This window comes from Mesorhizobium sp. M7A.F.Ca.CA.001.10.2.1 (assembly GCF_003998575.1).
Taxonomy (GTDB): domain Bacteria; phylum Pseudomonadota; class Alphaproteobacteria; order Rhizobiales; family Rhizobiaceae; genus Mesorhizobium.
Window position 1 is genome coordinate 1 of sequence record NZ_RZQY01000014.1, and the last position, 26053, is coordinate 26053.

24 protein-coding genes, 1 tRNA gene and 1 pseudogene are annotated in these 26053 nt (G+C 62.9%); 16 read left to right on the top strand and 10 right to left on the bottom strand.

What is annotated here, in order from left to right:
• The first annotated feature begins 249 nt into the window (after positions 1 to 249).
• From EN964_RS01975 to EN964_RS01990, 4 genes are all read left to right on the top strand, one after another.
• Positions 250 to 1122 carry a dimethylarginine dimethylaminohydrolase family protein gene (locus EN964_RS01975; RefSeq protein WP_127268707.1) on the top strand — a complete coding sequence of 291 codons (873 nt, stop codon included), beginning with the start codon at positions 250 to 252 and terminating at the stop codon, positions 1120 to 1122.
• Complete coding sequence (locus tag EN964_RS01980) at positions 1119 to 1766, top strand: TetR family transcriptional regulator C-terminal domain-containing protein (protein ID WP_236383290.1); 648 nt, start codon at positions 1119 to 1121, stop codon at positions 1764 to 1766. Before EN964_RS01975 ends, EN964_RS01980 begins: the two co-directional genes overlap by 4 nt.
• A complete protein-coding gene (locus tag EN964_RS01985) occupies positions 1763 to 3340 on the top strand; it encodes a 5-guanidino-2-oxopentanoate decarboxylase (RefSeq protein WP_127272414.1) in 1578 nt (525 codons plus the stop codon). Before EN964_RS01980 ends, EN964_RS01985 begins: the two co-directional genes overlap by 4 nt.
• A 185-nt stretch (positions 3341 to 3525) precedes the next feature.
• The gene (locus tag EN964_RS01990) at positions 3526 to 4233 is read left to right on the top strand and encodes an SDR family NAD(P)-dependent oxidoreductase (protein WP_127269103.1); all 708 of its coding nucleotides are present in this window, start codon (positions 3526 to 3528) and stop codon (positions 4231 to 4233) included.
• Between the two features lie 104 nt (positions 4234 to 4337).
• Here the strand turns inward: EN964_RS01990 and rpsA are convergent, their stop codons facing one another.
• The 4 genes from rpsA to aroA all read right to left on the bottom strand — a co-directional run bounded on the left by rpsA (position 4338) and on the right by aroA (position 9215).
• Positions 4338 to 6035, bottom strand: a complete 1698-nt coding sequence (gene rpsA, locus EN964_RS01995) for a 30S ribosomal protein S1 (protein ID WP_013528183.1) — start codon at positions 6033 to 6035, stop codon at positions 4338 to 4340.
• A 208-nt stretch (positions 6036 to 6243) separates the two neighbouring features.
• The gene (gene cmk, locus EN964_RS02000; protein ID WP_127269104.1) at positions 6244 to 6885 is read right to left on the bottom strand and encodes a (d)CMP kinase; all 642 of its coding nucleotides are present in this window, start codon (positions 6883 to 6885) and stop codon (positions 6244 to 6246) included.
• Positions 6886 to 7036: 151 nt separating this feature from the next.
• Positions 7037 to 7843: a hypothetical protein gene (locus EN964_RS02005; protein WP_127269105.1), complete on the bottom strand. Its 807-nt coding sequence runs from the start codon at positions 7841 to 7843 to the stop codon at positions 7037 to 7039.
• 10 nt (positions 7844 to 7853) lie between these two features.
• Entirely contained in the window at positions 7854 to 9215 is a 1362-nt protein-coding gene (gene aroA, locus EN964_RS02010) for a 3-phosphoshikimate 1-carboxyvinyltransferase (RefSeq protein ID WP_127272415.1), read from the bottom strand.
• 206 nt (positions 9216 to 9421) lie between these two features.
• Here aroA and EN964_RS02015 point away from each other — a divergent pair, with 206 nt between their 5' ends.
• Complete coding sequence (locus EN964_RS02015) at positions 9422 to 9811, top strand: TIGR02300 family protein (protein ID WP_013528180.1); 390 nt, start codon at positions 9422 to 9424, stop codon at positions 9809 to 9811.
• Positions 9812 to 9983: 172 nt separating this feature from the next.
• Positions 9984 to 10059: transfer RNA gene (locus tag EN964_RS02020), tRNA-Ala, on the top strand.
• 190 nt (positions 10060 to 10249) lie between these two features.
• Here EN964_RS02020 and dgoD read toward each other — a convergent pair.
• Entirely contained in the window at positions 10250 to 11398 is a 1149-nt protein-coding gene (dgoD, locus tag EN964_RS02025; protein WP_127267760.1) for a galactonate dehydratase, read from the bottom strand.
• 8 nt (positions 11399 to 11406) lie between these two features.
• Complete coding sequence (locus tag EN964_RS02030) at positions 11407 to 12153, bottom strand: FadR/GntR family transcriptional regulator (protein WP_127267761.1); 747 nt, start codon at positions 12151 to 12153, stop codon at positions 11407 to 11409.
• Between the two features lie 200 nt (positions 12154 to 12353).
• On the opposite strand from EN964_RS02030, the gene EN964_RS02035 reads away from it, so the two are divergent.
• From EN964_RS02035 to EN964_RS02060, 7 genes are all read left to right on the top strand, one after another.
• Positions 12354 to 13343 carry an arabinose ABC transporter substrate-binding protein gene (locus EN964_RS02035; protein ID WP_027039820.1) on the top strand — a complete coding sequence of 330 codons (990 nt, stop codon included), beginning with the start codon at positions 12354 to 12356 and terminating at the stop codon, positions 13341 to 13343.
• A 68-nt stretch (positions 13344 to 13411) separates the two neighbouring features.
• A complete protein-coding gene (gene araG, locus EN964_RS02040; protein WP_127267762.1) occupies positions 13412 to 14923 on the top strand; it encodes an L-arabinose ABC transporter ATP-binding protein AraG in 1512 nt (503 codons plus the stop codon).
• 11 nt (positions 14924 to 14934) lie between these two features.
• Entirely contained in the window at positions 14935 to 15885 is a 951-nt protein-coding gene (gene araH, locus EN964_RS02045; RefSeq protein WP_127272533.1) for an L-arabinose ABC transporter permease AraH, read from the top strand.
• 15 nt (positions 15886 to 15900) lie between these two features.
• On the top strand, positions 15901 to 16677 hold the full coding sequence (locus EN964_RS02050) for an SDR family oxidoreductase (protein ID WP_127267764.1): 777 nt from the start codon (positions 15901 to 15903) through the stop codon (positions 16675 to 16677).
• Between the two features lie 14 nt (positions 16678 to 16691).
• The gene (locus EN964_RS02055; protein ID WP_127267765.1) at positions 16692 to 18404 is read left to right on the top strand and encodes an IlvD/Edd family dehydratase; all 1713 of its coding nucleotides are present in this window, start codon (positions 16692 to 16694) and stop codon (positions 18402 to 18404) included.
• A 7-nt stretch (positions 18405 to 18411) separates the two neighbouring features.
• Positions 18412 to 18582: a hypothetical protein gene (locus tag EN964_RS38355; protein ID WP_245456791.1), complete on the top strand. Its 171-nt coding sequence runs from the start codon at positions 18412 to 18414 to the stop codon at positions 18580 to 18582.
• Positions 18583 to 19317 carry a dihydrodipicolinate synthase family protein gene (locus tag EN964_RS02060; RefSeq protein ID WP_256755018.1) on the top strand — a complete coding sequence of 245 codons (735 nt, stop codon included), beginning with the start codon at positions 18583 to 18585 and terminating at the stop codon, positions 19315 to 19317.
• Between the two features lie 14 nt (positions 19318 to 19331).
• On the opposite strand, the gene EN964_RS02065 is transcribed toward EN964_RS02060, so the two are convergent.
• The 4 genes from EN964_RS02065 to EN964_RS02080 form a co-directional block, all read right to left on the bottom strand.
• Positions 19332 to 20078 (bottom strand): SDR family NAD(P)-dependent oxidoreductase, encoded by a 747-nt coding sequence (locus tag EN964_RS02065; RefSeq protein WP_127271930.1) that lies wholly within the window; start codon positions 20076 to 20078, stop codon positions 19332 to 19334.
• A 68-nt stretch (positions 20079 to 20146) separates the two neighbouring features.
• The gene (locus EN964_RS02070) at positions 20147 to 21658 is read right to left on the bottom strand and encodes a UxaA family hydrolase (RefSeq protein ID WP_127269481.1); all 1512 of its coding nucleotides are present in this window, start codon (positions 21656 to 21658) and stop codon (positions 20147 to 20149) included.
• Between the two features lie 235 nt (positions 21659 to 21893).
• Positions 21894 to 22223 carry an L-rhamnose mutarotase gene (locus tag EN964_RS02075; protein WP_127269482.1) on the bottom strand — a complete coding sequence of 110 codons (330 nt, stop codon included), beginning with the start codon at positions 22221 to 22223 and terminating at the stop codon, positions 21894 to 21896.
• A 19-nt stretch (positions 22224 to 22242) separates the two neighbouring features.
• Positions 22243 to 22917: a GntR family transcriptional regulator gene (locus tag EN964_RS02080; RefSeq protein ID WP_127269483.1), complete on the bottom strand. Its 675-nt coding sequence runs from the start codon at positions 22915 to 22917 to the stop codon at positions 22243 to 22245.
• A 339-nt stretch (positions 22918 to 23256) separates the two neighbouring features.
• On the opposite strand from EN964_RS02080, the gene EN964_RS02085 reads away from it, so the two are divergent.
• The 3 genes and pseudogenes from EN964_RS02085 to EN964_RS02095 all read left to right on the top strand — a co-directional run.
• Positions 23257 to 24759: a sugar ABC transporter ATP-binding protein gene (locus EN964_RS02085; RefSeq protein ID WP_127269484.1), complete on the top strand. Its 1503-nt coding sequence runs from the start codon at positions 23257 to 23259 to the stop codon at positions 24757 to 24759.
• Positions 24756 to 25754: an ABC transporter permease gene (locus EN964_RS02090; protein ID WP_236383297.1), complete on the top strand. Its 999-nt coding sequence runs from the start codon at positions 24756 to 24758 to the stop codon at positions 25752 to 25754. The genes EN964_RS02085 and EN964_RS02090 overlap by 4 nt, the downstream gene beginning before the upstream one ends.
• Positions 25754 to 26053 (top strand): annotated as a pseudogene (locus EN964_RS02095) (ABC transporter permease); the annotation flags it as partial. The gene EN964_RS02090 and the pseudogene EN964_RS02095, both read left to right, overlap by 1 nt.

Below are 26053 nucleotides of genomic sequence, written 5' to 3' on the forward strand. Positions count from 1 at the left end.
GCCGGATTGGACTGTGGCAGCTTCCACCACGCTCACTGGGTGACCTCTACAGGGTCGGTGGCGGTTCGTCGAACGTCTATCCGGCTAATCAACATATACGCTGTACTGCCCCGCTCCAGACTTCAGCATGGACCCAACGGCGCGAGCCCGTCAATCCTGCTTATTACGGCACTTGCGAGCTTGTTGTGCAAGTGTATAAATAGCCTTCCATGAAATTTTCTCGATTTTTTTCAGCGAAAAAGGACTTCGATGAGCGCTTTCGGATCACAGTCCATGGCGGCGCCGCTGCGCCGCGTGCTGATGCGGTCGGCGGCCAACGCCATGCGCAATGCCGACAGGGCTGCTTGGCACTATGGCCCGGGTTTCAATCCGGCGAAAGCGGCATCGCAGCACGCGCTCCTTGCTGAACTGGTGGCGGCTTCCGGTGCCGAAATCGAATGGATCGAGGACACGGCGGATGGACTTTCGGATTCGGTGTTCACGCACGACCCGTCGCTGATGACCGATCGCGGCGCGCTGATCCTGTCCATGGGCAAGCCGTTGCGCGCCAGGGAGCCCTCGCTGCATGAGGAAACCTACCGAAGGCTGGGTATTCCAATCCTGGGCCGCGTCGAGGTTCCTGGCCAGGTCGAAGGCGGTGATTGTGTATGGCTCGATGCCCGCACGCTGGTGATCGGGCGCGGTGTCCGCTCCAACCAGGAAGGCATCCAGCAGGTTTCCAACCTGCTGACGCCGCTGGGCGTTTCCGTCTACGGCTTTGATCTGCCGCTGTGGCAAGGCGAAGAGGCGTGCCTGCATCTGATGTCGGTGATCAGCCCGCTGGCCGACGACCTCGCACTGGTCTATTCACCGCTTTTGCCGGCCCCGTTCTATCAGATGCTGAAGGCGCGCAACGTCCGGCTGGTCGAAGGCGACGCCGAAGAGTTCGCGGCTTCCAACGGCCTTAGCCTGAACGTGCTGCCGACCAGCCCACACAAGGTCATTGCCGTCGCAGGCTTTCCAAAGACCAAAGCCGCGATGGAAGCCGCCGGCTGCACGGTCGAAATCTTCGAGGCGGATGCGCTCTGCATCGCCTGCGAGGGCGGGCCGACATGCCTGACGCGACCGATCCTGCGCCAATGAATATGCCATCCCGCCGCAGGTTCCGTCGCGAGGGCGAGGAGCGGCGGCGGCAGGATCTGATCGAGGCCACTCTGGACAGCGTGGCGGAACATGGCCTGCAGGGCGCCACCTTGCGCACCATCGCATTGCGTGCCGGCGTCACCGCTGGGCTGATCCGGCACTATTTTCCCGGCAAGGAAGAATTGCTGCAGGAAGCCTATGCAGCGCTGATGGGCCGCATGACCGAGCAGGCGAAAGCGGCTTTGGTCATGGAGAATGCCTCGCCTCGCCAGCGCCTTGCGGCTTTCGTCACCGCCAACCTCAATGCGCCGATCATCGATGCGCGGGTGTTTTCGCTCTGGGCAACCTTCATCGGCCGCGCCAGAGCGGATCCGACCTTGGCCCACGCCCACCGCGAAGGCTACCTTGGTTTTCGCAATGAGGTGGAGGCGGTTGTGGCTGAGGTGCTCGCCGCCGAACGGCGCAATCCGGACGCAAGCCAATTGCGCCACCATGCCATCGCGATTAATGCGATCATCGACGGACTCTGGATCGAAGGCTGCCTGGCCGGCGAGATGTTCTCGGCCGGCGAATTGGCGGCGATCGGCATCAAGACTGTCGAGGCCGAACTAGGCCTCGCGCCGGACGGGGAGGAAAACCAATGACGACACTCGGCGAAGCCCTCATCTCGCTGCTTGAAGCGCATGGCGTCGACACGGTGTTCGGGATTCCGGGCGTCCACACGGTCGAGCTCTACCGCGGGCTGGCGCGCTCGAATATCCGCCACGTCACGCCGCGTCACGAACAGGGCGCCGGCTTCATGGCCGATGGCTATGCGCGCGCCAGCGGCAAGCCGGGCGTCGCCTTTGTCATCACCGGACCGGGGCTCACCAACACCATCACCGCCATGGGGCAGGCACGCGCCGATTCGGTACCGATGCTGGTCATATCAGGCGTCAACGCCACGCCGACGCTGGGCAAGGGGCTGGGCCATCTGCATGAATTGCCGGACCAGCGCGGCATGATGGAGAAGGTGGCGCTGTTTTCGCAGCGCGTTACCGAGGCCGGCGAATTGCCCGGTGCCCTGGCGCAGGCCTTTGCCCTGTTTTCATCGGCGCGGCCCGGCCCGGTGCATATCGAGATCCCGACCGACGTCATGGTCAAGTCGGCGGATGGCATCGCTGCCATGCTGAGCAATGTGACCCCACCCGCGCCGGAAGGTGCCGCAATTGCCAGCGCGGCCAAACTCATCGGTGCCGCGCGCCGCCCGCTGATCCTGGTCGGCGGCGGCGCCAAACGCGCCGAAGCGCCACTGCGGCGTCTGGCCGAGCGGCTGGGAGCGCCGGTCGTCCAGACCACCAATGCGCGCGGCCTGCTGCATGGTCATCCGCTTTGCGTGCCGGCCAGTCCCAGCCTGAAGGCGGTACGGGCGCTGATGGCCGACGCCGACCTGGTCATTGCCGCCGGCACCGAATTCGGCCCGACCGACTATGACGGCTACAGCGATGGCGGCTTTGTCCTGCCCGCCAATCTGATCCGCATCGATATCGGCGCCGACCAGCTTGCCCGCCGCCCGGCGACGGTTTCGATCCAGGCCGATTGCGCTGAGGCGCTCGAAGCGCTGCTTCTGGAAACGGGCCATGTCCGGGCAAGCGAGGGCGGTTCGTCGCGCGCCGCTGCTATACGAAAAACAGCCTTTGCCGAGCTCAATCCGACACTGCAGGCACAGGTGCGCGCCGTCGAGATGATCCGCGACACCTTGCCGGGCGCGCTCATCGTCGGCGATTCGACGCAGCCGATCTATGCCGCCAACCTCTATTACGACCACGACCGCCCAGGCGGCTGGTTCAATGCCGCCACCGGCTTCGGCGCGCTCGGCTATGGCCCGCCGGCGGCGATTGGCGCGGCCCTTGCGATACCCGATGCGCCGGTTGTCTGCCTGACCGGCGACGGCGGCTTCCAGTTCACGTTGCCGGAATTGGGCGCCGCACTCGACGCGCAGGCGCCGGTCATCTTCGTCGTCTGGAATAACAGAGGCTACCGCGAGATCGAAACCTCGATGCTCGATGTCGGTGTCGAGCCGGTCGGCGTATCGCCGGCGCCGCCGGATTTCTGCAAGCTGGCCGAGGCCTATGGCATCGGCGCCGAACGGCTTGCCGACATCGACGCTCTCGCGGACGCGTTGAAGCGCGCCCGGGCCACCGGACTGCCGCGCGTCATCGAAATCACGGTTGACTGAAGGACGGTGCTACGTATTTCCCGTCTCGCCGCCCTGAACCACGGCCGGCCGGTGGGCGGACGCATGCAAAGACGCGACAACTGCCATGTCGAGATGTCAATTGAGTGACGGGGCAAAAGGCGCGACGCTTCGCGTCGGCGGCACAGAAACGACCTAACGATAAAAAAATGACAGGAGCGTCCAAGATGACGGAAACACTTGAAGGCAAGCATATCGTCGTGACCGGTGGAACCGGTGCGCTCGGCGGTGCGGTTGTCGGCAAACTGCTGAGTGACGGCGCGATCTGCCATGTGCCCAACGCCCATGCCGCCGCACCAGCGCATTTTCCCTTCGCCGCGCATGACCGTGTCCAGTTGGTGCACAATGTCGATCTCTCGGACCCTGCCAAGGTCGAAGCGTTCTACAGTCAGGTTCCAGGCCTGTGGGGCTCAATCCACCTGGCCGGCGGCTTCACCGCCGCACCGGTGGAAAAGATCGAGTCGGCGTCCTTTGCCGAGATGATGGACACCAATGCACGCACCGCCTTCCTGTGCTGCCGCGCCGCGATCCGCTCAATGCTGTCGTCGGACACGGCGGGCCGCATCGTCAACGTCACGGCGCGCGCCGGGCTCGATCCGCGGCGCGGCGCTGGCATGGTCGCTTACGCCGCCAGCAAGGCGGCGGTTGCCGCGATGACGGTGGCGATGGCCGAAGAGCTGAAGCACAGGGGCATCCTGGTCAATGCCGTGGCGCCGTCGACACTCGATACGCCGGCAAACCGCGCCGACATGCCGGATGCCGATGTCACCAGATGGGGCAGCCTCGAAGCCGCCGCCGAGGCCATCGCCTACCTTGCCTCGCCGGCCAATCAGGCGATGAGCGGCACGCTGGTGCCGCTTTACGGCAGGGCGTAACCTTCCAACCCTTCACGTCGGTCAAGTCAAAGAAAAACCCCGCCGGATCGCTCCGGCGGGGTTTTTGTTGAGGCCGCGCGCGAGGCGCGGCAGACAGCCGAAGCTTAGCTGCCCTGCTTCTTCAGCGCGGCACCCAGGATGTCGCCCAGCGAAGCGCCGGAGTCGGTCGAGCCGTACTGAGCGACCGCTTCCTTCTCTTCGGCGATTTCCAGCGCCTTGATCGAGACCTGCAGCTTGCGGGTCTTCTTGTCGAAGGCGATGACGCGGGCATCGACCTTCTGGCCAACGGTGAAGCGCTCGGGGCGCTGCTCGTCGCGGTCACGGCTCAGATCGGAGCGCTTGATGAAGGTCTCGATGCCGCTGTCGACCAGCCGCACTTCCAGACCGCCATCCTTGACGCCGATGACTTCGCAGGTGACGACCGCGTTCTTGCGCAGTTCGCCTGAAGTCGCCGCTTCGCCGACCGTATCCTTGGCCAACTGCTTGATGCCGAGCGAGATACGCTCCTTGTCGATGTCGACATCGAGCACCTGCGCCTTGACCATGTCGCCGCGATTGTACTCTTCGATGACCTGCTCGCCCGGACGGGTCCAGTCGAGGTCGGAAAGGTGCACCATGCCGTCCACGTCGCCTTCGAGGCCGATGAACAGGCCGAACTCGGTCTTGTTCTTGACCTCGCCCTCGACCTGGCTGCCGACCGGATGGCTAGAGGCGAAAGCCTGCCACGGATTCTCGAGCGTCTGCTTGAGGCCGAGCGAGATGCGGCGCTTGGCCGGATCGACCTCGAGCACCACCACGTCGACTTCCTGGGTCGTCGACAGGATCTTGCCGGGATGCACGTTCTTCTTCGTCCACGACATTTCCGAAACGTGGATGAGACCCTCGATGCCCGGCTCCAGCTCGACGAACGCGCCGTAGTCGGTGATGTTGGTGACGGTACCCTTGATCTTCTTGCCGATCGGGAACTTGGTGCCGATCTCGGACCACGGATCACTCTCGAGCTGCTTCATGCCGAGCGAGATGCGGTGGGTTTCCTGGTTGATGCGGATGATCTGCACCTTGACCGTCTGACCGATGTTGAGGATTTCGGTCGGATGGTTGACGCGGCGCCATGCCATGTCGGTGACATGCAGCAGGCCGTCGATGCCGCCGAGGTCGACGAACGCACCATAGTCGGTGATGTTCTTGACGACGCCTTCGACAACCTGGCCTTCTTCGAGGTTCTGCACGATTTCCGAACGCTGTTCGGCGCGGCTCTCTTCGAGCACGGTACGGCGCGACACCACGATGTTGCCGCGGCGACGATCCATCTTGAGGATCTCGAAGGGCTGCGGGTTGTGCATCAGCGGGGAGACGTCGCGGATCGGGCGGATATCGACCTGGCTGCGCGGCAGGAAGGCCACGGCGCCGTCGAGGTCGACAGTGAAGCCGCCCTTGACCTGGTTGAAGATGACGCCTTCGACGCGCTCACCCTTGGTGAACTTCTCTTCGAGACGAACCCAGCTCTCTTCGCGGCGGGCCTTCTCGCGGGAAAGCATCGCTTCGCCAAGCGCGTTTTCGATGCGCTCGACATAGACTTCGACGGTGTCACCGACCTTGAGGGTGGTGTCCTTGCCCTTGACGCCGAATTCCTTCAGCGGCACGCGGCCTTCGACCTTGAGGCCGACGTCGATGATGGCCATGTCCTTTTCGATCGCGGTGATCGTACCCTTGACGACCTGACCTTCGCCGGAATGGCCTGTGGTAAATGATTCTTCGAGCAGGCTCGCGAAATCATCGCGAGTGGGATTTGCAGCTGACATTGTTTCTCCTGGAGTGCCCCGCATCTAGAAGCGGGACGGGCGCCGTAGGTTAGCGTTGCGTTGGCCTGCCGGCGTTCCGGGCTACAAAAACCCTGGGCCGCTTTTTAAGCGGCAATTCCGGCGCATGAAGAATGCTGGCAGGCTGGTTCGTGCCCGATATGGGTATTTTCTTCGCCTCCGACAACGGAAATACGAGGGAAAACCCGGATCAGGCCTTGTCTCTCTTGGCTAGCACGTCGTCTATGATCGCCATGGCTGCAAGAAACGCGGCTTCTATAGCCATTTCGCTGGTATCAAGCAAGTGCGCGTCGACCGCCGGCTTCAACGGTGAGTCCGCTCGACCCATGTCGCGCTCGTCGCGGCGCACGATATCGGCGAGGATCTCGGTGAAATCAGCGGTCCCGCCGATGCTCTCGATCTCGGCCAACCGGCGCTGTGCCCGCACCTCGGCGCTGGCCGTCACATAGAGTTTGATGTCGGCGTCGGGGCAGACGACGGTGCCGATGTCGCGGCCGTCGAGCACGGCCCCGGGCGGCGTCTTGGCGAAGTCGCGTTGTTTCTCGACGAGGATGCGCCGCACCGTCGGGTACACGGCGACCTTCGAGGCTGCCTCGCCGACCGCATGCGCTGACAGCACCGCCCGGTCGAGCTTTGCCAGGTCGACCTGACGGGCAGCGGTTTCCGCCGCCGAGACATTGTCGAGCGGCAGGCCCAGCCGCAGCAGCGCATGGGCGACGGCGCGATAAGTGAGGCCGGTGTCGAGCAGGTTGAGGTGGTAATGGTCGGACAGCCGTCGCGCCAGCGTGCCTTTGCCGGCACCGGCGGGGCCGTCGATGGCGACTATCGTCATAGTTTTCCCGATTTATCGAAGTTCATCGTCTTTCTTTCCGGAATTGTCCATGAATTCTCTAATATTATGTGAGCACATTTTTAAGAAGTAATAGCCAAATGAGGAAATCCGATACAGCTCAACAGAGCATACTATGGTGCTATCTCTCATTTCAAACGAAATATCCTTTTTTTTCAATTAGAGACAAATTCCTAAGTACGGCGATATCAACTTTTATACCTTCATTATAAACGTCTTGCATATAGTTTAACGCGCCAAATTCTTTGCTCGATACAGAGGCGCTCATGTAGAAGGAGCCGGGTCCGGGCAAAATGCATTGTGCAAAATAAAAAAATGACTCGTAAGGATCATCAATCGAAATGAGTCTACGAATAGCCCCCGCAAGAATTAACGTTCTACGGGGATGATGAATAATCGGCGCCTCTGATACGATCGAATTTACTCGATCTCTGTACTGCCGATCTTCCTGGTCGGTTTTGTATTCTTTCTCATCTGTCGCGTTCCCTATCCAGAATATTCTCTCCAAGAGGCCAGCCTGATTTGAAGAGAGCTCAGATAGTACGTTTACGAGATGGGGGGATATCCCGCTGCCTGTCGCTGCGCTGGCAATAAGCTCCGCCCATCTTTCCATCATTTCAGCATCATCAGGGCTCTCGAGAGAGGCTTTCTCGAGAGCGGGAATCAATACCTTGTTAGGAATTGGACTAAATTGGCCGCTTTCTATGTCTAGGCGCTTTCGGGCAATCTTGGCTATCTCGACTAGAACGTCCTCCCGTTGAAGCCGAATCTGATCTGCGCGCAAACCACGAGCCTCTGATATCGGTCGGATGATATCCGTCAAGGCATCTAGCAAGCGACCGGAAGATTGGGGCGGAATTTCCGCCTTTATCTCAGCTTTGGCTCCTATGCCAACGTCGATATTTATCCCTACCTTCTTACCAGACTCGCTCTCGCCCATTTTATCGCCCTCAAGCTCCAATCTCCGCGCCCAGCCCCGTCATCAGCCCCATGAATTCCGGAAAGCTGGTCGCGATCATCGCCTGATCGTCGATGGTCACCGGCTTTTCGGTCGCCAGCCCCATCACCAGAAAGCTCATTGCAATGCGGTGGTCGAGATGGGTCTGCACCGTCGTGTCCTGGCCGTTGGGATGGCCGCCAAGCCCCTTGCCGCCCGGTTTGCCGCGCACGGCAAGCGAAGCCTCGCCCTCGGTGCAGTCGACACCGTTGAGCTTCAGACCATTGGCGACGGCAGACAGCCGGTCGGACTCCTTCACCCGCAGCTCCTCCAGCCCCTGCATCAGCGTTTCGCCCTCGGCGAAGCTGGCGGCGACCGCGAGCACTGGGTACTCGTCGATCATCGACGGCGCCCGCTCGGGCGGCACGATGACGCCCTTCAGCTCGGAGTAACGCACGCGCAGATCGGCGACATCCTCGCCGCCGGCATTACGCGGGTTGAGGATGTCGATCTTGCCGCCCATGTCCTGCAGCGTCAAAAGCAGGCCGGTGCGGGTCGGGTTCATCAGCACGTTCTCGATTGTGATGTCCGAACCCGGCACGATCAGTGCGGCCACCAGCGGGAAGCCGGCCGAGGACGGGTCGCCCGGCACGGCGATGGTCTGGCCGGTCAGCTTGCCCTGGCCTTCGATGAAGATGTGGCGCACGCCGCGTTCGTCGGTCTCGACCGACAGATTGGCGCCAAACCCCTTCAGCATCTTTTCGGTGTGGTCGCGCGTCATGACGGGTTCAATGACTGTGGTGATACCGGGCGTGTTGAGGCCGGCGAGCAGCACTGCGGACTTCACCTGCGCCGAGGCCATCGGCACGCGATAGGTGATCGGCGCGGCATGCTTCGGTCCATGCAGTGTGATCGGCATGCGGTCGCCCGGTGTCGCCTTCAGCACCTGCACGCCCATCTGGCGCAAGGGTTCGAGCACGCGGCCCATCGGCCGGCCCGACAGCGAGGCATCGCCGATGAAGGTCGTCTCCATGTCATAAGTGCCGACAAGGCCCATGGTCAGCCGCGAGCCGGTGCCGGCATTGCCGAAATCGAGCGGGCCTTCCGGCTGCAGCAGCGCCCCATTGCCGGTGCCGCGGATCACCCACTCGTCGCCGTTCTTCTCGATATGCGCGCCCATTGCCTTCATGGCCGCACCCGTGCGCATCACGTCCTCGCCTTCGAGCAGGCCGGTGATGCGGGTCTCCCCGGAGGCGAGGCCGCCGAACATGAAGGAACGGTGCGAGATCGACTTGTCGCCCGGCACGCGCGCGATGCCGGAAAGGGCTGGGGATTGGCGGGCGGTGGCCGGCTTGGGGGCGGCGGCGTGAGACATGGAATTTCCCTGGACGGAATGCCGGCAGGCCGGCGCTTTTCATTTGTTGCGGCGGTCTCGTATCACGGTGGGGCGAAATGGTCATCCCCATGGTCGTCACTTGATGCGAGGCCTTTCAATGCATGGTTTTGTGACGCCGGCTTTTCGCTTTGACAGCGCTGCAAACTGTGGTTAAGGGGACCACTCTTTTATTGACGAGGCTTGCCGTGGCAAAAACCGAACTTGGCACAAAACGTATCGACCCGGAGACGGGCCGAAAATTCTACGACCTGAACAAGGACCCGATCGTCTCGCCCTACACCGGCAAGACCTATCCGCGTTCCTATTTCGAGGAAGGCAAGATTGCCGCTCTCGAGGAGGAAGAGGAAGTGGCCGAGAAGGAAGTGGACGCCGAGGAAGAAGAAGGCGTTGAGGTCGTCTCGCTCGAAGAGGCTGATGAGGACGTCAAGGGCGACGACCTGCCGGATCTTGGCGACGATGAGGACGACGTCGATCTCGGCGACGACGAAGATGACACTTTCCTTGCCGACGAAGAGGAAGAAGACGACGACGTCGCCGACATGATCGGCGTCGGAGACGACGACGACGAGGTCTGATCGGCCTTGAAAGCGGGCGTTTGCGGGCTTTCGTGGCCTGTGAAGAAAAAGCGGCTATCGAAGGCTTGATATCTGAGAAGGGCGGGGTTAGAAGCCGCCTGCACTAACGGCGTGGTCTCCAACCCGCGCCGGATCTCTTCGCCGGAAACGGCGCCGGTTGACTGCCGGAAGTGGGGCCATAGCTCAGTTGGGAGAGCGCTTGAATGGCATTCAAGAGGTCGTCGGTTCGATCCCGATTGGCTCCACCAAACAGTTCCTCTGCAATTCGCAGCCGATGAATGTGCCGCACTGCGGCCGTTGCGCTTGGTGGCCAGTTCAGGCAACGCCGCTGAAAGCGCCTCCATCAACGGAACGAACGAGCCATTTCTTGAGAGCGATGGCTCGCCGGACAAAGTCCTCACTGTTCATGGAGCGCTTAGAGACTGAAAGGCAGCCCGATCACCACTCGGCGAAGGAGCCGTCCTTGTGGCGCCAGACCGGATTGCGCCAGCGATGGCCTTCCTTGGCGCGTTCCTTGACATAGTCCTCGTCGATCTCGACACCCAGTCCCGGTCCGTCGGGAATGGCGACATAACCATCCTCGTAGCGGAAGACATCCTTGTTGGCGGCATAGTCGAGCAGGTCGTTGGCGGCATTGTAGTGGATGCCGAGGCTCTGCTCCTGGATGAAGCAGTTGTAGCTGACCGCGTCGAGCTGCAGGCACGCAGCAAGCGCGATCGGCCCGAGCGGGCAGTGCGGCGCCACGGCCACATCATAGGCTTCCGCCATCGCCGCGATCTTGCGGCATTCGGTGATGCCGCCGGCATGCGACAGGTCTGGCTGGATGATATCGACGACACCTTCCTCGAACACCGACTTGAAGTCCCAGCGGCTGTAGAGCCGCTCACCGAGCGCAATCGGCGTCGAGCCAAGCGCGGCGATCTCCTTCAGCGCCTCGCGGTTTTCGCTGAGCACCGGCTCCTCGATGAACATCAGCCTGTAGGGCTCCAGCTCCTTGACCAGGGCGCGCGCCATCGGCCGGTGCACGCGGCCGTGAAAATCGACGGCGATGCCGATGTTGGGCCCCACGGCCTCGCGCACCATGGCGACGCGTTCGACAGCGGCATCGATCTTGTCGTGGCTGTCGACGATCTGCAACTCCTCGGTACCGTTCATCTTCAACGCCAGGAAACCGCGCGCAACCATTTCCCGGGCACCCGCCGCGACTTCCGCCGGCCGGTCCCCGCCGATCCAGGAATAGACCTTGATCGTGTCGCGCAGCTTGCCGCCGAGCAATTCATGCACAGGCACGCCGAGCGCCTTGCCCTTGATATCCCACAGTGCCTGGTCGATGCCCGCAATGGCGCTCATCAGGATCGGCCCGCCACGGTAGAAGCCGCCGCGGTGCATCACCGTCCAGTGGTCCTCGATCAGGCGGGGATCCTTGCCGATGAGGTAATCGCCAAGCTCCTTGACCGCTGCCTCGACGGTCAGTGCCCGGCCCTCGACGACCGGCTCGCCCCAGCCGGTGACGCCGGCATCGGTCTCGATTTTCAGGAACAGCCAGCGCGGCGGAACGATGTAGGTGGTGAGCGAGATGATTTTCATGCGCAGTCTCAGTTGCTCTTGAGTTTCTTGGCGCTGCCGAGGTCGCGCGCCGCGAGGTCGAGGATCTTGTTTGCCGCCCCGCGTGCCGCCTCGGCATTGCGCATGCGCAGCGCCTCGACCACCTCGCGGTGCGCCGCCACGGCCTCCATGCGCCGGTCGAGCGAAATCACCGCCGTCGCCTCGAGCGAGAATTTCAGCCCGGTGTCGATGAGATTACCGATCTGGCGAAAGATCGGGTTGTGGCTCGCGGCATAGACGATCTGGTGGAAAGCGATGTCGCTGCGCGAGAAGGCGGCGAGGTCCTCGCCAGCGCCGGCCATGCCTCGCCATGCCGCTTCGAGATCGGCGATTTCCTGCAGCGTCGCGCGGGTGGCGGCGAGTTCTGCGACCAGCGGTTCGATGGCGCGGCGCGTTTCGAGGATGGCGTCGAAGAGCTTGTCGTCCAGCGCGTGCGGCGCGTGCCAGGCGAGCACCTGCGGGTCGATGATGTTCCAGTCGTCCTCGTTGCAGACGATCGTGCCGATGCGTGGCCGCGACAGCACCAGCCCTTTGGCGGCCAGCACCTTCAGGGCTTCGCGGATCACGGTGCGGCTGACGCCATACTCGACGCCGAGCTCGTTTTCGGTCGGCAAGGAGGAGCCGGCCGGATAGCGCCCGGAGAAGATGTCAGAGGCTATCGCCTTGGTCACATCCGGCATCACGCGCGGGCGGCGAGTGGTCGTATCTCCCGGGGCTTTTTTCAGAATCTCGGTCACCTCAGCCCTCCTCCAAGGCGGCGAACCGCTGGTTTCGCACAGCCGGTCCGCCCTTAACGGATGCGGATCAATTGCGCCAGCGATCGCTGGTCAGAGCATGTACATTAATTATCATACCAGATCAATTGACGAGTATGATAAAAGCGATTAGAGACTCCGGCATCCGGGCTGAGCGCCCGGTCTATCGCTGGGAGGTAATCATGCGACTTTTGAAGACCGCGCTCGTCGCGGGCGCGCTTGCCGTGCTGTCCGTCACGACCATCGCTGCATATGCTCAGGACACCAAGATCGGTTTCATCGTCAAACAGCCCGAGGAGCCGTGGTTCCAGGACGAATGGAAGTTCGCCGACCAGGCCGCCAAGGAGAAGGGCTTTACCCTGGTCAAGATCGGCGCCGAGGACGGTGAGAAGCTGATGTCGGCCATCGACAATCTCGGCGCCCAGGGCGCCCAGGGCTTCATCGTCTGCACACCGGACGTGAAGCTTGGCCCCGGCATCGTCGCCAAGGCCGCCGCCAACAATCTCAAGCTGATGACTGTCGACGACCGTCTGGTCGGCGCCGACGGCAAGGCGCTGGAAGACGTGCCGCATATGGGCATTTCGGCCACCAAGATCGGCGAAGCCGTCGGCCAGGCGATCGTCGACGAAATGAAGGCACGCGGCTGGAAGGCCGACGAGGTCGGCGCCATCCGCGTCTCCTACGACCAACTGCCGACCGCGGTCGACCGCGTCGAAGGTGCCATCTCGGTGCTGAAGGCAAACGGCTTCAAGGCCGAGAACATCTTCGACGCGCCACAGGCCAAGACCGACACCGAAGCCGCCCTCAACGCCGCAACGGTCGTGCTCAACGCCCATGCCGACATCAAGAAATGGGTCTCCTTCGGCCTCAACGATGAGGCGGTGCTCGGCGCAGTGCGTGCTTCCGAAAGCGTCGGCATCCCCGCTGACAGCGTGATCGGCGTTGGCATTGGCGGCGCGGATTCCGCAATCAACGAGTTCAAGAAGCCGACCGCCACTGGCTTCGTCGGCACCGTGATCATCTCGCCGAAGCGTCATGGCTACGAGACGGCGCTCAACATGTATGACTGGGTTGCCAACAACAAGGAACCGGAGAAGCTGATCCTGACTTCCGGTGCACTCGCCAAGCGTGACGACTACCAGAAGGTCCGCCAGGGCCTCGGCATCGAATAATCCTCCCTGTACAAACAGGCGGCGGCTCATCCCGCCGCCTGTTTGTCATGGCTCAAAAGGATCGGCTCGTGTCCTTTCTCGACTTCTCGCACATCACCAAGACCTATCCGGGCGTCAAGGCGCTGTCGGACGTCTCGTTCGGCGTCGACAAAGGCGCCGTGCATGGCCTGATGGGCGAGAACGGCGCCGGCAAATCCACCCTGATCAAGATCCTCTCCGGCGACCAGCATGCCGATCAGGGCGAGATCCGCATTGACGGCAGGGTTCAAGCCTATACCTCGACCCGGGATGCCTTCGACAATGGCGTCATTGTCATTCATCAGGAACTGCAACTCGTTCCTGAACTCACCGTTGCCGAAAACCTCAGCCTCGGTCGTTTCCCCGCCAACGCCGGCATCATCGCCGGTCGCCGGATGCTGGACGACGTCGGCGCCAAGCTGAAATCGGCCGGTATCGACATCGACATGCGCCGCAAGGTCAAGACGCTGTCGATCGGCGAACGCCAGATGGTCGAGATCGCCAAGGCGGTCATGCTCGACGCACGCGTTATCGCGCTGGACGAACCGACCTCGTCGCTGTCCTCGCGCGAAAGCGAAATCCTGTTTGCCCTGATCAATCGCCTGCGCAGCGAGGGCAAGGTCATCATCTACGTCTCGCACAGGCTCGACGAGGTGTTCCGGCTCTGCGACAGCCTGACCGTGCTGCGCGACGGCAAGCTCGCGGCGCACCACGCGTCGCTGAAAGGCGTCACCCGCGATCAGGTCGTCGCCGAGATGGTCGGCCGCGAGATTTCGGATATCTGGGGTTTTCGCGCACGAAAAACAGGCGATGTCCGCCTGAAGGTCGACGCTCTCAGCGGCCCCAAACTGCAGACACCGGCCAGTTTCGAGGCAAGGGCAGGCGAGATCGTCGGCTTCTTCGGCCTGATCGGCGCCGGGCGCTCGGAGCTGATGCGGTTGGTCTATGGCGCCGATCCGCGCTCGGGCGGCACCATCACCGTCGACGGCAAGCTGGTTCGCGCCACCGATCCGCGTGGCACGATCCGGGCCGGCATCGTGCTGTGCTCGGAGGATCGCAAGCATGACGGCATCATCCAGGGGCGCTCGGTCGAGGAGAACATCAACATCTCGTCGCGGCGCCATCACACACGCTTCGGCGTGCTCAACCGCGCCAGCGAGATCGCCACGGCCGAGACCTTTATCAAGAAGCTGAAGGTGCGCACGCCGTCGCGCAAGCAGGACATCATCAACCTCTCCGGCGGCAACCAGCAGAAGGTCATCCTCGGCCGCTGGCTGTCCGAACAGGGCGTGCGGGTTCTCATTGTCGACGAACCGACGCGCGGCATCGATGTCGGTGCCAAATCCGAGATCTATGAGCTACTGTACCAGCTTGCCGAGGATGGCATGGCGATCGTCGTCGTCTCTTCCGAACTGCCGGAGGTGATGGGCATCTGCGACCGCATCCTGGTGATGTGCGGCGGCCGCGTCAGCGCCGAGCTCACCCGCGACCAGTTCGCCGAAAGGGCGATCCTGGCTGCCGCTCTCCCCGATCAGAAAACCCCCGACGCGATCGCATCCTGAGGACTTTTGGCATGACCGACCAGTTGAAAAAAATCCTGCTCGGCGAACAGGGGCTCGTCGTCATCTTTGTCGTCGCCTTCGCGTTGGTGTCGGCTCTGGTGCCGAACTTCCTTACGGACCGCAACATGCTCGGCCTGCTGCAGTCGGTGGTCACCGTCGGCATCGTCGCCTGCACCATGATGTTCTGCCTCGCCACGCGCGACTTCGACTTGTCGGTCGGTTCGATCGTCGCCTTTGCCGGCATGGTCGCTGTGATGGCCTCGAATTACACCGGCTCGATCCTGCTTGGCCTGCTGGCGGCAATCGCCTGCGGCGCTTTCGTCGGCTTCATCAACGGCGTTGTCATCGCCAAATTTCGCATCAACGCGCTGATCACGACGCTGGCCACCATGCAGATCGTGCGCGGCTTTGCGCTGATCGCGTCCGACGGCCGCGCCGTCGGCATCAACAGCCCGGATTTCTATCAGCTGGCGCTCTCGAAACTGCTCGGCATACCGACGCCGGTCTGGGTGCTTGCCATCCTGTTTTGCATCTTCGGCTTCGTCCTCAACCGGACCGTTTTCGGCAAGAACACGCTGGCCATCGGCGGCAATCCGGAGGCCTCGCGGCTTGCCGGCGTCAATGTCGACCGGACGCGCATCTGGATTTTTGCGCTGCAAGGCGTCGTCTGTGGTATCGCCGGCATCCTGCTGGCGTCGCGCATCACCTCGGGCCAGCCCAACGCGGCGGTCGGGCTCGAGCTTTCGGTTATCTCGGCCTGCGTGCTCGGCGGAGTCTCGCTTGCCGGCGGCCGCGCCACCATGTCGGGCGTCATCGTCGGCGTGCTGATTATGGGCATCGCCGAGAACGCCATGAACCTGCTCAACATCCCGGCCTTCTACCAGTACATCGTGCGCGGCGTCATTTTGCTGCTGGCCGTGCTGCTCGACAATCTGCGCTCGTCGGCTTTGGGCCGGCGATAGGCTGGAGGGACAAAAATGGTTGAGCGCCTTTCCGGCAAACGCATTTTCCTGACGGGTGCAGCGCAAGGCATCGGGCTTGCCATCGCCAAAGCCTGTTTGGCCGAAGGCGCAAAACTGTTCCTGGTCGACCGCGACGGCGCGTTGCTGGACAAGGCAGTCGCCGGCCTTGCCGCACCGCAAGGCCATGTCGGACATGTTGCGGCCGACATAAGCGACAGCGCCGGGATTGCGGCTGCCGTCAGCCAAGCGGCCGCCGAGATCGGCCCGATCAACGCGCTGATCAACAATGCCGGGGTCAATGTGTTCTCGACGCCGCTCGAGGCGACCGAGGAAGAGTGGAACCGCAACTTCGACGTCAACGTCAAGGGAGCCTGGAACTGCAGCAAGGCGGTGCTGCCGGGCATGATCGCGAGCGGCGGCGCCATCCTCAACATCGCCTCGACGCACAGCTTCACCATCATCCCGCACACCTTCCCCTATCCGGTCGCCAAGCACGCGCTGCTCGGCCTGACCAAATCGCTGGCACTCGAATATGCGGCGCAAGGCGTGCGCGTGAACGCGCTGGCGCCGGGCTATGTCGAGACGCAGAAGGCGATCGATTACTGGAACAGCTTTGCCGATCCAGCCACAGCACGCGCCAACACCATGGCGCTGCACCCCGGCGGCCGCATCGCCACGGCGCACGAGATCGCGCTTGCCGCGGTGTTCATGATTTCCGACGAGTGCCCGTTCATGAACGCGGCCACGCTCGTCGTCGACGGTGGACTGAGCCAGCTCCAGCATCCCGCCTGAACGCCGGAAAGACCATGACCAAGAGACGATCGCAGCACTGGTTCGGCGGGCTGGGCAAGGATGCCTTCATCCACCGCAGCTGGATGAAGAACAACGGCCTGCCCGATGATGCCTTCGACGGCCGTCCGGTGATCGGCATCTGCAACACATTCTCCGAATTCACGCCTTGCCACGTGCATTTCCGTGCTCTGATCGAGCACATCAAGGCCGGCGTGCTGGAAGCCGGCGGCCTGCCGCTCGAATTCCCGGTCTTCTCTTGCGGCGAGTCCAATCTGCGGCCGACGGCGATGCTGTTTCGCAACCTCGCCTCGATGGATGTCGAGGAGGCGATCCGCGGCAACCCGATGGACGGCGTCGTGCTGATGGCCGGCTGCGACAAGACCACGCCATCGCTGGTCATGGGCGCGGCCTCTTGCGATCTGCCGTCGATCGTTATTTCCGGCGGGCCGATGCTCAATGGCCGCTTCCAAGGCCGCGAAATCGGTTCCGGCACCGATGTGTGGAAGTTTTCGGAAGACGTTCGCGCCGGCGTGATGAGCGAGCAGGATTTCGCCAATGCCGAGAGCGCCATGTCGCGCTCACCCGGTCACTGCATGACCATGGGCACGGCCTCGACCATGGCCTCGATGGTCGAGGCGCTCGGCCTGGCGCTGCCGGGCAACGCCGCCTATCCGGCAGTCGATGCACGCCGCAGCCGCATCGCCCGCATGACCGGACGGCGCATCGTCGAGATGGTCAATGAGGATCTGCGCCTGTCGGCTATCCTCACCAGACAAGCCTTCGCCAACGCGATCCGCATCAATGGCGCGATCGGCGGCTCGACCAATGCGGTCGTGCATCTGCTGGCAATCGCCGGCCGCGTCGGCACCGAGCTGACGCTGGACGATTGGGACAGATATGGCCGCGATGTGCCGACCATCCTCGACCTGATGCCGTCCGGCCGTTTCCTGATGGAGGATTTCTGCTACGCCGGTGGCATTCCGGCCGTCATGAAGGAGATGGCCGATCTGCTTGATCTCGACGCGCTGACCGTCACCGGCAAGAGCGTGTGCGAGAACATCAGTGACGCCCAAAACTACAATCCGGAGGTGATCCGCCCGCGCGACAAGGCGCTGACATCGCACGGCGGCATCGCGGTGCTGCGCGGCAATCTGGCGCCCGACGGCGCCATTATCAAGCCGTCCGCCGCCTCGCCAGCGCTGATGAAGCATCGCGGCCGCGCCGTCGTCTTCGAGGACATCGACGACTACAAGGCGCGCGTCGACGATCCCTTGCTGGACATCGACGATGCGTCGATCATGGTGCTGAAGAATTGCGGGCCGAAAGGCTATCCTGGCATGGCCGAAGTCGGCAACATGGCGCTGCCTCGGAAGCTGCTGAAGCAAGGCGTCCGCGATATGATCCGCATCTCCGACGCCCGCATGTCCGGTACCGCCTTCGGCACTGTCGTTCTGCATGCCGCACCCGAAGCCGCTATCGGCGGCCCGCTGGCGCTGGTCAGGAGCGGCGACTTCATCGAGCTCGATGTCGAAGCGAGGAAGCTGCATCTCGACGTGTCGGAACAGGAGTTGGCGCGGCGTCGTGAATCCTGGCTACCGCCCGTCCCGGCGATGCGCGGCGGCTATCAAGGCCTCTACGTCGACCATGTCCTGCAGGCGGATCGTGGCGCCGACCTCGACTTTCTCGTCGGAAGCCGTGGCCATGCCATTCCACGCGAAAGCCATTGAGGTACGCGTGACAAAATTCAAACCAGATGATTTCCACGGTATTCACGCCATTCTCTACGCGCTCTTTGACGTGAACGAACAGCTGGACCGCGCGGCGATGCGTCGGCAGGTCGAGATCTGCCTCGCGACCGGCGTGCACGGCATGGCGGCGCTCGGCCTGGCAACGGAAGTCGCCTAGCTGACCGAGGCCGAGCGTCGGACGATCATGGACTGGACGGCGGAAGACACCGCAGGAAAAGTGCCGCTCGCCTTCACCATCTTCGGTTCTTCTGTGGCTGAGCAGGTGGCGCAGGTTCGCCATGCCGAAAGCGTCGGAGCGGATTGGGTGATCCTGCAGCCGCCGCCAGCCGGATCCTATGGTGCGCCGGAATACATCAAGTTCTTCGGCCGCGTCGCCGAGGCGACCGACCTGCCGGTGGCGATCCAGAACGCGCCGGCCTTTTTCGGGCGCGGCCTGTCATCGGACGAAATCCGCGAACTCGTCACGCTGCATCCCAACATAAGGCTGATCAAGGGCGAAGGTCCGGTCACCGACATCGCCGGGCTGATCGAGCGCACCGAAGGCCGGATACCGGTTTTCAACGGACGCGGCGGCCTGGAACTGATCGACAATTTCCGCATCGGTTGCCGCGGCATGATCCTGGCGCCGGATTGCGCCGACTATGCCGTGCGCGCCTATCATGCGTTCCGCGCCGGAGACGAAGTCACGGCCGAGGCTGAATATGCAAGAATATTGCCGGCTGCCGTCTTCGTCATGCAAGGCATCGAGAGCCTGGTCTGTTACGGCAAGCGGCTGTTCGGCGCCCGCGCCGGCATCCCGGTACATGACCGGGCTCCGGCGATGCGGCCAGGCGAGCCTGGCCTCGCAATGGTGGAGCGCTTTGCGATTGGTCTGGGTCGGTTGCCTGGCTGAACGGCAACTGCCTTTCAGTAGGTCGTCCGTCCACCCGACAGGTCGAACGTGGAGGCGGTTGTAAAGCTGTTCTCCTTGGAGACGAGCCAGGCGACCATCGCCGCGGCTTCGTCAACCTCCAGCAGGCGGCCGCGCGGAATGCGCGAGCGCATATATTCGATGTGCTCCGGCGTCAGTTGTTCGAGGATGCGCGTCTGTGCCGTGGCCGGCGAGATGCAGTTCACGGCGATGTCGTACTGCGCCAGTTCCTTGCCGAGCGACTTGGTCAAGCCGATGACCGCCGCCTTCGAGGCTGAATAGGCGGAGGCGTTGGGGTTGCCTTCCTTGCCGGCCACCGAAGCGATGTTGACGATCCGTCCGTAATTGCGCTCCTTCATTCCGGGAACCACGGCGCGATTGACGTAGAACGTACCGTTTACGTTGACGTCGATGACCTTCTTCCACGTCTCGATGTCGTAGACGTCGAGCGGGGCGGCCGGGCCGGCAATTCCGGCGGAATTGACCAGAATGGAAATCTTGCCGGCCAGCTCTTCGGTCCTGGCGCGCGCCGCGTCCACCGACGCCCAATCGGCGACGTCCACGGTCTCCGTCGTGGCGGCGCTGCCGAGTTCCTTCTTGGCGGTTTCGAGGCGGGCCTCATCGAGGTCCCACAAGGTTACCGTCGCGCCGGAGGCGACGAAACGTCTGGCCATCGCAAAGCCGAGGCCCTGGGCGCCGCCGGTGACCACAGCGTGCTGGCCGTCAAGATCGATCCTGTTCATGTCGAGCGGTTCTTTCCGTTTGAGCTACTTCCGGGATAAAGGCCGGCCTGCGCAGGCGGGCGATATCGCTACATGGTTGCGCCAAGGCTCCATGGCACGAACTCGTTGTCGCCATAGCCGAGCGCTTCCGACCTGGTGCGCCCGCCGGATGCGACGCGCAGGATCTCGGCGAAGATTTCCTCGCCCTTCTCGGCCAGCGAGACGCCGTCCAGTATGTCTCCGCAATTGATGTCCATGTCCTCGCGCATCTGCTCGAAGATAAAGGTGTTGGAGGCAAGCTTGATCGAGGGCGTCGGCTTGCAGCCGAAGGCCGAACCGCGGCCGGTGGTGAAGCACAATATGTTGGCGCCGCCGGCGACCTGCCCGGTGGCCGAGACCGGATCGTAGCCAGGCGTATCCATGAAGACGAGGCCGCGCTCGTTGATCGGCTCGGCATATTCCAGCACTGCGCGCAGATTGGTGGTGCCGCCCTTGGCGGAGGCGCCGAGCGATTTCTCCAGGATGGTCGTCAGCCCACCCAGCTTGTTGCCGGGCGAAGGGTTGTTGTTCATCTCCATGTCGTGCCTGGCGGTATAATCCTCCCACCAGCGGATGCGCTCGATCAGCTTTTCACCCACCGCGCGGCTCTCGGCGCGCAAGGCGAGAAGATGTTCGGCGCCATAGATTTCGGGCGTCTCCGAGAGCACGGCCGTGCCGCCTTGCCCGACAAGCAGGTCCACCGCAGCACCCAGTGCCGGATTGGCGCTGATGCCGGAGTAACCGTCCGATCCGCCGCATTGCAGTGCTAGCACCAGTTCGGAGGCTGGTTGCGGCGTCCTTTCGGCGGCGTTCACCGTAGGCAGCATGTCGACGATCGCCTTAACGCCGGCCTCGACTGTCTTTCGCGTGCCGCCGGTTTCCTGGATCGTCATCGTGCGGAAAATCGTGCTCTCCTCGATGTTGTACGACTGCATCCAGCGCGGAATCTGGAACGCTTCGCAGCCGAGCCCGACCATCAGCACGCCGCCGACATTGGGGTTCGTGGCAAAGCCCCATTGCGTGCGCTTCAGCAGGTCGTAAGCGGGACCCTTGGTGTCGATGCCGCAGCCAGTGCCGTGGACGAGTGCGATGATGCCGTCGATATTGGGATAGTCGCGCAGGATGCCAGACCGGTTGACCTCGTCGGTGATGAACCGGGCGACGCTGGCAGAGCAATTCACTGACGTCAGGACGGCGATGAAGTTGCGCGTGCCGACCTTGCCGCTCGGCCGACGGTAACCCATGAAGGTGGCCCGCTCGGCCTCGGCAACGATCTCGGTTTGCCTGGTATTGGTGCCGAAGACGTAGTCGCGTTCGAAATTGCGCAGATACACATTGTGCTCGTGAACCCAGTCGCCGGCGACGATGGGTTCCCGCGCAAAGCCAATGGTCTGGCCGTATTTCACGATCGGGTCGTCCGAGCCGATGTCGCGCAGGGCCATCTTATGCCCGCGCGGTATGCGCGCCTTCGCTGCCACGTCCCCGGCTTTGTCGCCGATCTTCAACGGATCGACCGCCAGAAGAATGTTGTCTGTATCCGACAGCTTGATGAACCGTGCCATGACCCAAACTCTGAAAAGGCTCTCCCCGACAAGGAGCGTCGAGAGGCAAAAGTGATTTGGAATACTAATATAATAGAATGTCAGTGGTCAAGGTGCGGTTGCGAAAGGCCTGGACTGCAGGGCGTTGCGGCGGATCGGTCAGGTGAGTGGCGTGCGATGAGAGCGCCTTGCGGCGCAGTTTGAGGGCGGCAAACGGCTGGATGAAACAACGGATCGCCGCCCGGCCGGGACACGGTCAGTCGAGATGGAAGACCTCTTCCATCGCCGCCCACCATTCGCCGTCGGCGCGCGTCGGCAGTGGCGTCTGCATGGGGTCGCACAGCTCCCACCATTTGCGCATCGCCGGCGACTCGCCCATTCGCGCCGCATCCTTGGCGAAGTCGCTGCCGTGATACTCCCAGCAGGCGAACAGAAGGTTCTCCGGTTCGCGCAGGAAGATCGAATAGTTGCGGATGTTGGCGCCGCTGATGACCTCGAGGACGTCGGGCCAGACAGCGGCGTGGACGCGCCTGTAGTCCGCGATCGCCTCTGCTTTCACGCCGATACAAAGTCCCATTCTTTGCATGCCGGTGGCTCGCAGGGCTTCAGTCGAGAAGGTCGGCGGCGACTTCGAGCGTGTTGCGGAACGACGTCTCGAGATGGTGTTCCATCGCTTGCGCCGCACCCTCGGCGTCGTGGCGCTTCAGCGCGTCGAAAATGGCCTCGTGCTGCTCGATCGTCTGTTCGCCATAGCCCGGCTTGGGGATGGCGAGATAGCGGCCGCGATCCATCTGTGCCTTTGAGATGTCGACGGCTCTCCAGATCATCGGCAGGCCGCAGATCTCGGCGATGGTGCGGTGAAAGACATCGTCGAGCTGTATCGCGGTGGCATATCTGCCTCGCGATATGGCGAGCCGGTGCGCCGCCATGTTGTCTTCCAGCAATTCGCTGGCGGCCGGTGTGAACTTGGCGGCCGCGCGTCGGGCGCTCTCCATCTCCAGTGCCCGCCGAATGACATAGGCTTCTTCCAGGTCGGCCCGGCTGATCGGAGCGACATAGGTGCCGGTCTGTGCCAAGATCTTGACCAGGCCCTCGTCGCTGATGCGCTTGACCGCTTCGCGCACCGGGGTGCGCGACACCCCCAGGGCCTCCGCGATGGCGACTTCGTTGATGACCTCTCCCGGCTTCAGCTGCCCGACGACGATCAGGTTGCGGATCTTGTGGTAGATCTGATCGCGGAGCGGAAGAGCCCGATTGAGCGTCGAAGGATCCAGGTCCATTGCAAATCCGTATCTTCGTTCACCAGAAATGGCCAGATAATACTAGAATGTCAATCGGAACGCATCCAATGGAAGCGGTCGGGTGTCGGTGGACACGATGTTCATAACGACCGCCGGAAATCCACCTTGCCAGAACTATTATATTAGTGCAATAGTCATCATCCGCGGTGAGAAATTCAACCGCAACCGAGAGCCTGGACTGAGTCGCGTGTTCAAAAGCCCGGACGTTCAAGCCAGTTCGAAGAGGGGTCGAGCTGTGTTGAAGCAGCTATTATACTAAAATATCGATGGCCGATACCGAGGACGATCGGCCGGCCGCCAGGAGGAACCTAGCCAGATATGACTGTCGCCGCCGATTGCGCCTTGGACATGCGAGGCATCAGCAAGACGTTCCCGGGCGTGAAGGCTCTGTCCAACGTCAATTTCGCCGTGAAATTCGGCACCGTTCATGCGGTCGTGGGTGAGAACGGCGCCGGCAAATCGACGCTCATGAAAGTGCTCAACGGGTCCTACGCACCCACCAGCGGCGCAATCAGGGTCGGCGGCGCCGAAGTGCGCATGCGCCGGCCCGCCGATGCCCAGGCGCTGGGCATCCGCATGGTGCATCAGGAAATCAATCTGGTCCCCGACCTGAGCGTCGCCGAAAACGTCTATCTCGGCCGCATGCCGGGCAAGTGGACCTTTCTGCGCAAGGGCGAGATGATCCGGGCTGCAGCCGCCGTCCTCGATGAGCTCGGAGCGGCCATCAACCCGCGTGAACGGCTCGGCAACCTGTCGATCAGCCAGCAGCAGCTCGTCGAGATCGCCAAGGCCTACGCGGCGCAGCCCAGGATCATCGTCCTGGACGAACCGACATCCAGCCTCAGCGAGCATGAGACGGCGGCGTTGTTCCGGATCTTGCGCAAGATGCGCGATGACGGAATCGCCATCATCTATATCAGCCACCGACTGAAGGAGGTGCTCGAAATTGCCGACGAGGTGACTGTGCTGCGCGACGGATCAATGATCGAGACGCGGCCGATCGAAGGCATAAATGCCGCTCACATGATCAGGCTGATGGTCGGTCGCGAAGTCAGCAATGTCTTCCCGAAAAGCCCGGCCGAGATCGGCAAGTCGGTGCTGCGCGTCGAACGCATCAGCGACGGCGCGCGCTTCCGCGATGTCAGCTTCGATGTACGCGCCGGCGAGATACTGGGCTTGACCGGGCTGGTGGGCGCTGGCCGCACCGAGGTCGCCCGCGCGATCTTCGGCCTGTCGCGGCTTGTCGAAGGCACAGTCAGCGTCAACGGACGCGAGGTCTCGATCAACTCGCCATCCCAGGCGGTCAGGGCAGGCATTGCCTATGTTCCGGAAGATCGCAAGGGCGACGGCGTCGTGCCTGGAATGTCGATCCGGGAAAACATCAGCCTGCCCATACTGCGCCGCCTGAGCCGTTTCGGGCGCATCAGCCGCAGCGCCGATCACGCGCTTGCCGCGGACTCGGTCAAGCAGTTTTCGATTTCACCGCCCGACGGCGAACGGCGCATCAGCCTTCTGTCGGGCGGTAACCAGCAGAAGACGGTCATCGCCAAATGGCTTGCCGCCAAGCCCCTGGTCTTGATCCTCGACGAGCCGACGCGGGGCGTCGACGTCGGCGCCAAGGCCGAGATCCACCACATCATTGGCCAGCTCGTCGCAGGCGGCATGGCGGTGGTGATGATCTCCTCGGAACTGCCCGAAATCCTTGGCGTCTGCGACCGCGTGGTGGTGATGCGCGATGGACACGCCTCCGAGCCTCTCCTGCGCAGCGAATTGAGCGAGGAACGCATCATGGCGCTGGCCACGGGGGAGGAGATGGCGTGACCGAAGCGGCCATGGAGATCGGCGGTGTGAACCGCAACGACCGCTTCACGCGTGGCAGCAGGCTTATCGGTGTCCTGTCGAAGGCGGGGCTGGCCTTCGCCATCCTCGCCGTGATGCTCTACGGCTCCTTCGTCAGCCCCGCCTTCTTCACATCAGGCAATTTGCTCAACGTCCTGACCTCGATGTCCATCGTCGGCATCGTCGTCGTCGGCATGACCTTCGTGCTCGTGGTCGGCGGCCTGGCCGACCTCTCGGTGCCGGCCACCATCGCCTGCGGCGCCATCCTGTCGCTCGGGCTGCAGCCGATGATCGGGCCGCTGCCCGCCTTCGTCCTGGCCGTCGGCCTTGCCGGCCTCATAGGCCTGCTCAACGGCGTCCTGGTCGGCTATGTCGGCATCAACCCCATCATTGCCACGCTCGGCATTGGCACGATCGGACTGGGCATCGTCCAGGCGGCTGTCGGCGGGGTCATCGTCTATGGCAGCAATCCCGCCTCCGCCGAGTTCGCCAAGGGCCGGCTGTTCGGCATTCCAGTCGTGGTGCTGATCTTCCTGGTCATTGCTCTTGTCGGCCATTTCGTGCTGTCCCGCTCCTTCTGGGGCAGATGGACGCTTGCCACCGGCGGCAATTACAGCGCCGCCGAGGCAAGTGCGGTTCCGGTGCAGGCCGTGAAGGCTGGCGCCTTCGTGATCACAGCACTCGCTTCCGGCATCAGCGGCGGCCTGCTCGGGCTGACGCTGCAGAGCGCGCGGCCGCTCATCGGCGGCGGCTACGAATTCAGTGCCATCACGGCGGTGGTGGTCGGCGGCGTGTCGATCGTCGGCGGCTTCGGATCGGTGCCACGGGCCATCGCCGGCCTCATCTTCGTGCAACTGTTGACCAACGTCATGGTGCTCGACGGTGTGCGCACGCCGATACAGGGTTTCGTGCTCGGCATCCTGATCGTCGGTGCCGTTGGCATGGATGCGGCGCTGCGCAAGCGGGGCGTGTCGTGATGCGTTTTCTTTCGCTTGTCTCGCAGTATCGCGTCGTCGTCATTCTCGGCCTGACGCTTGTCATTTCCGCGCTGGTGGTCCCCGGCTACCTCTCGGCATCGACCCTCGGCCTCGGCCTCGACCGGGCGGCGACAATCGGCCTGATCGCGATCGGCCTGACGGTGCTTTTGATATCGGGCCAGATCGACCTCTCCGGTGGCGCGGTGTTTGCCCTGGCCGGCATCGTATCGGTCATCCTGCAGCGAGAGATCGGCATTCTCCCTGCGGCGATCGTCGGCATCCTGGTCGGTACCTTGGCA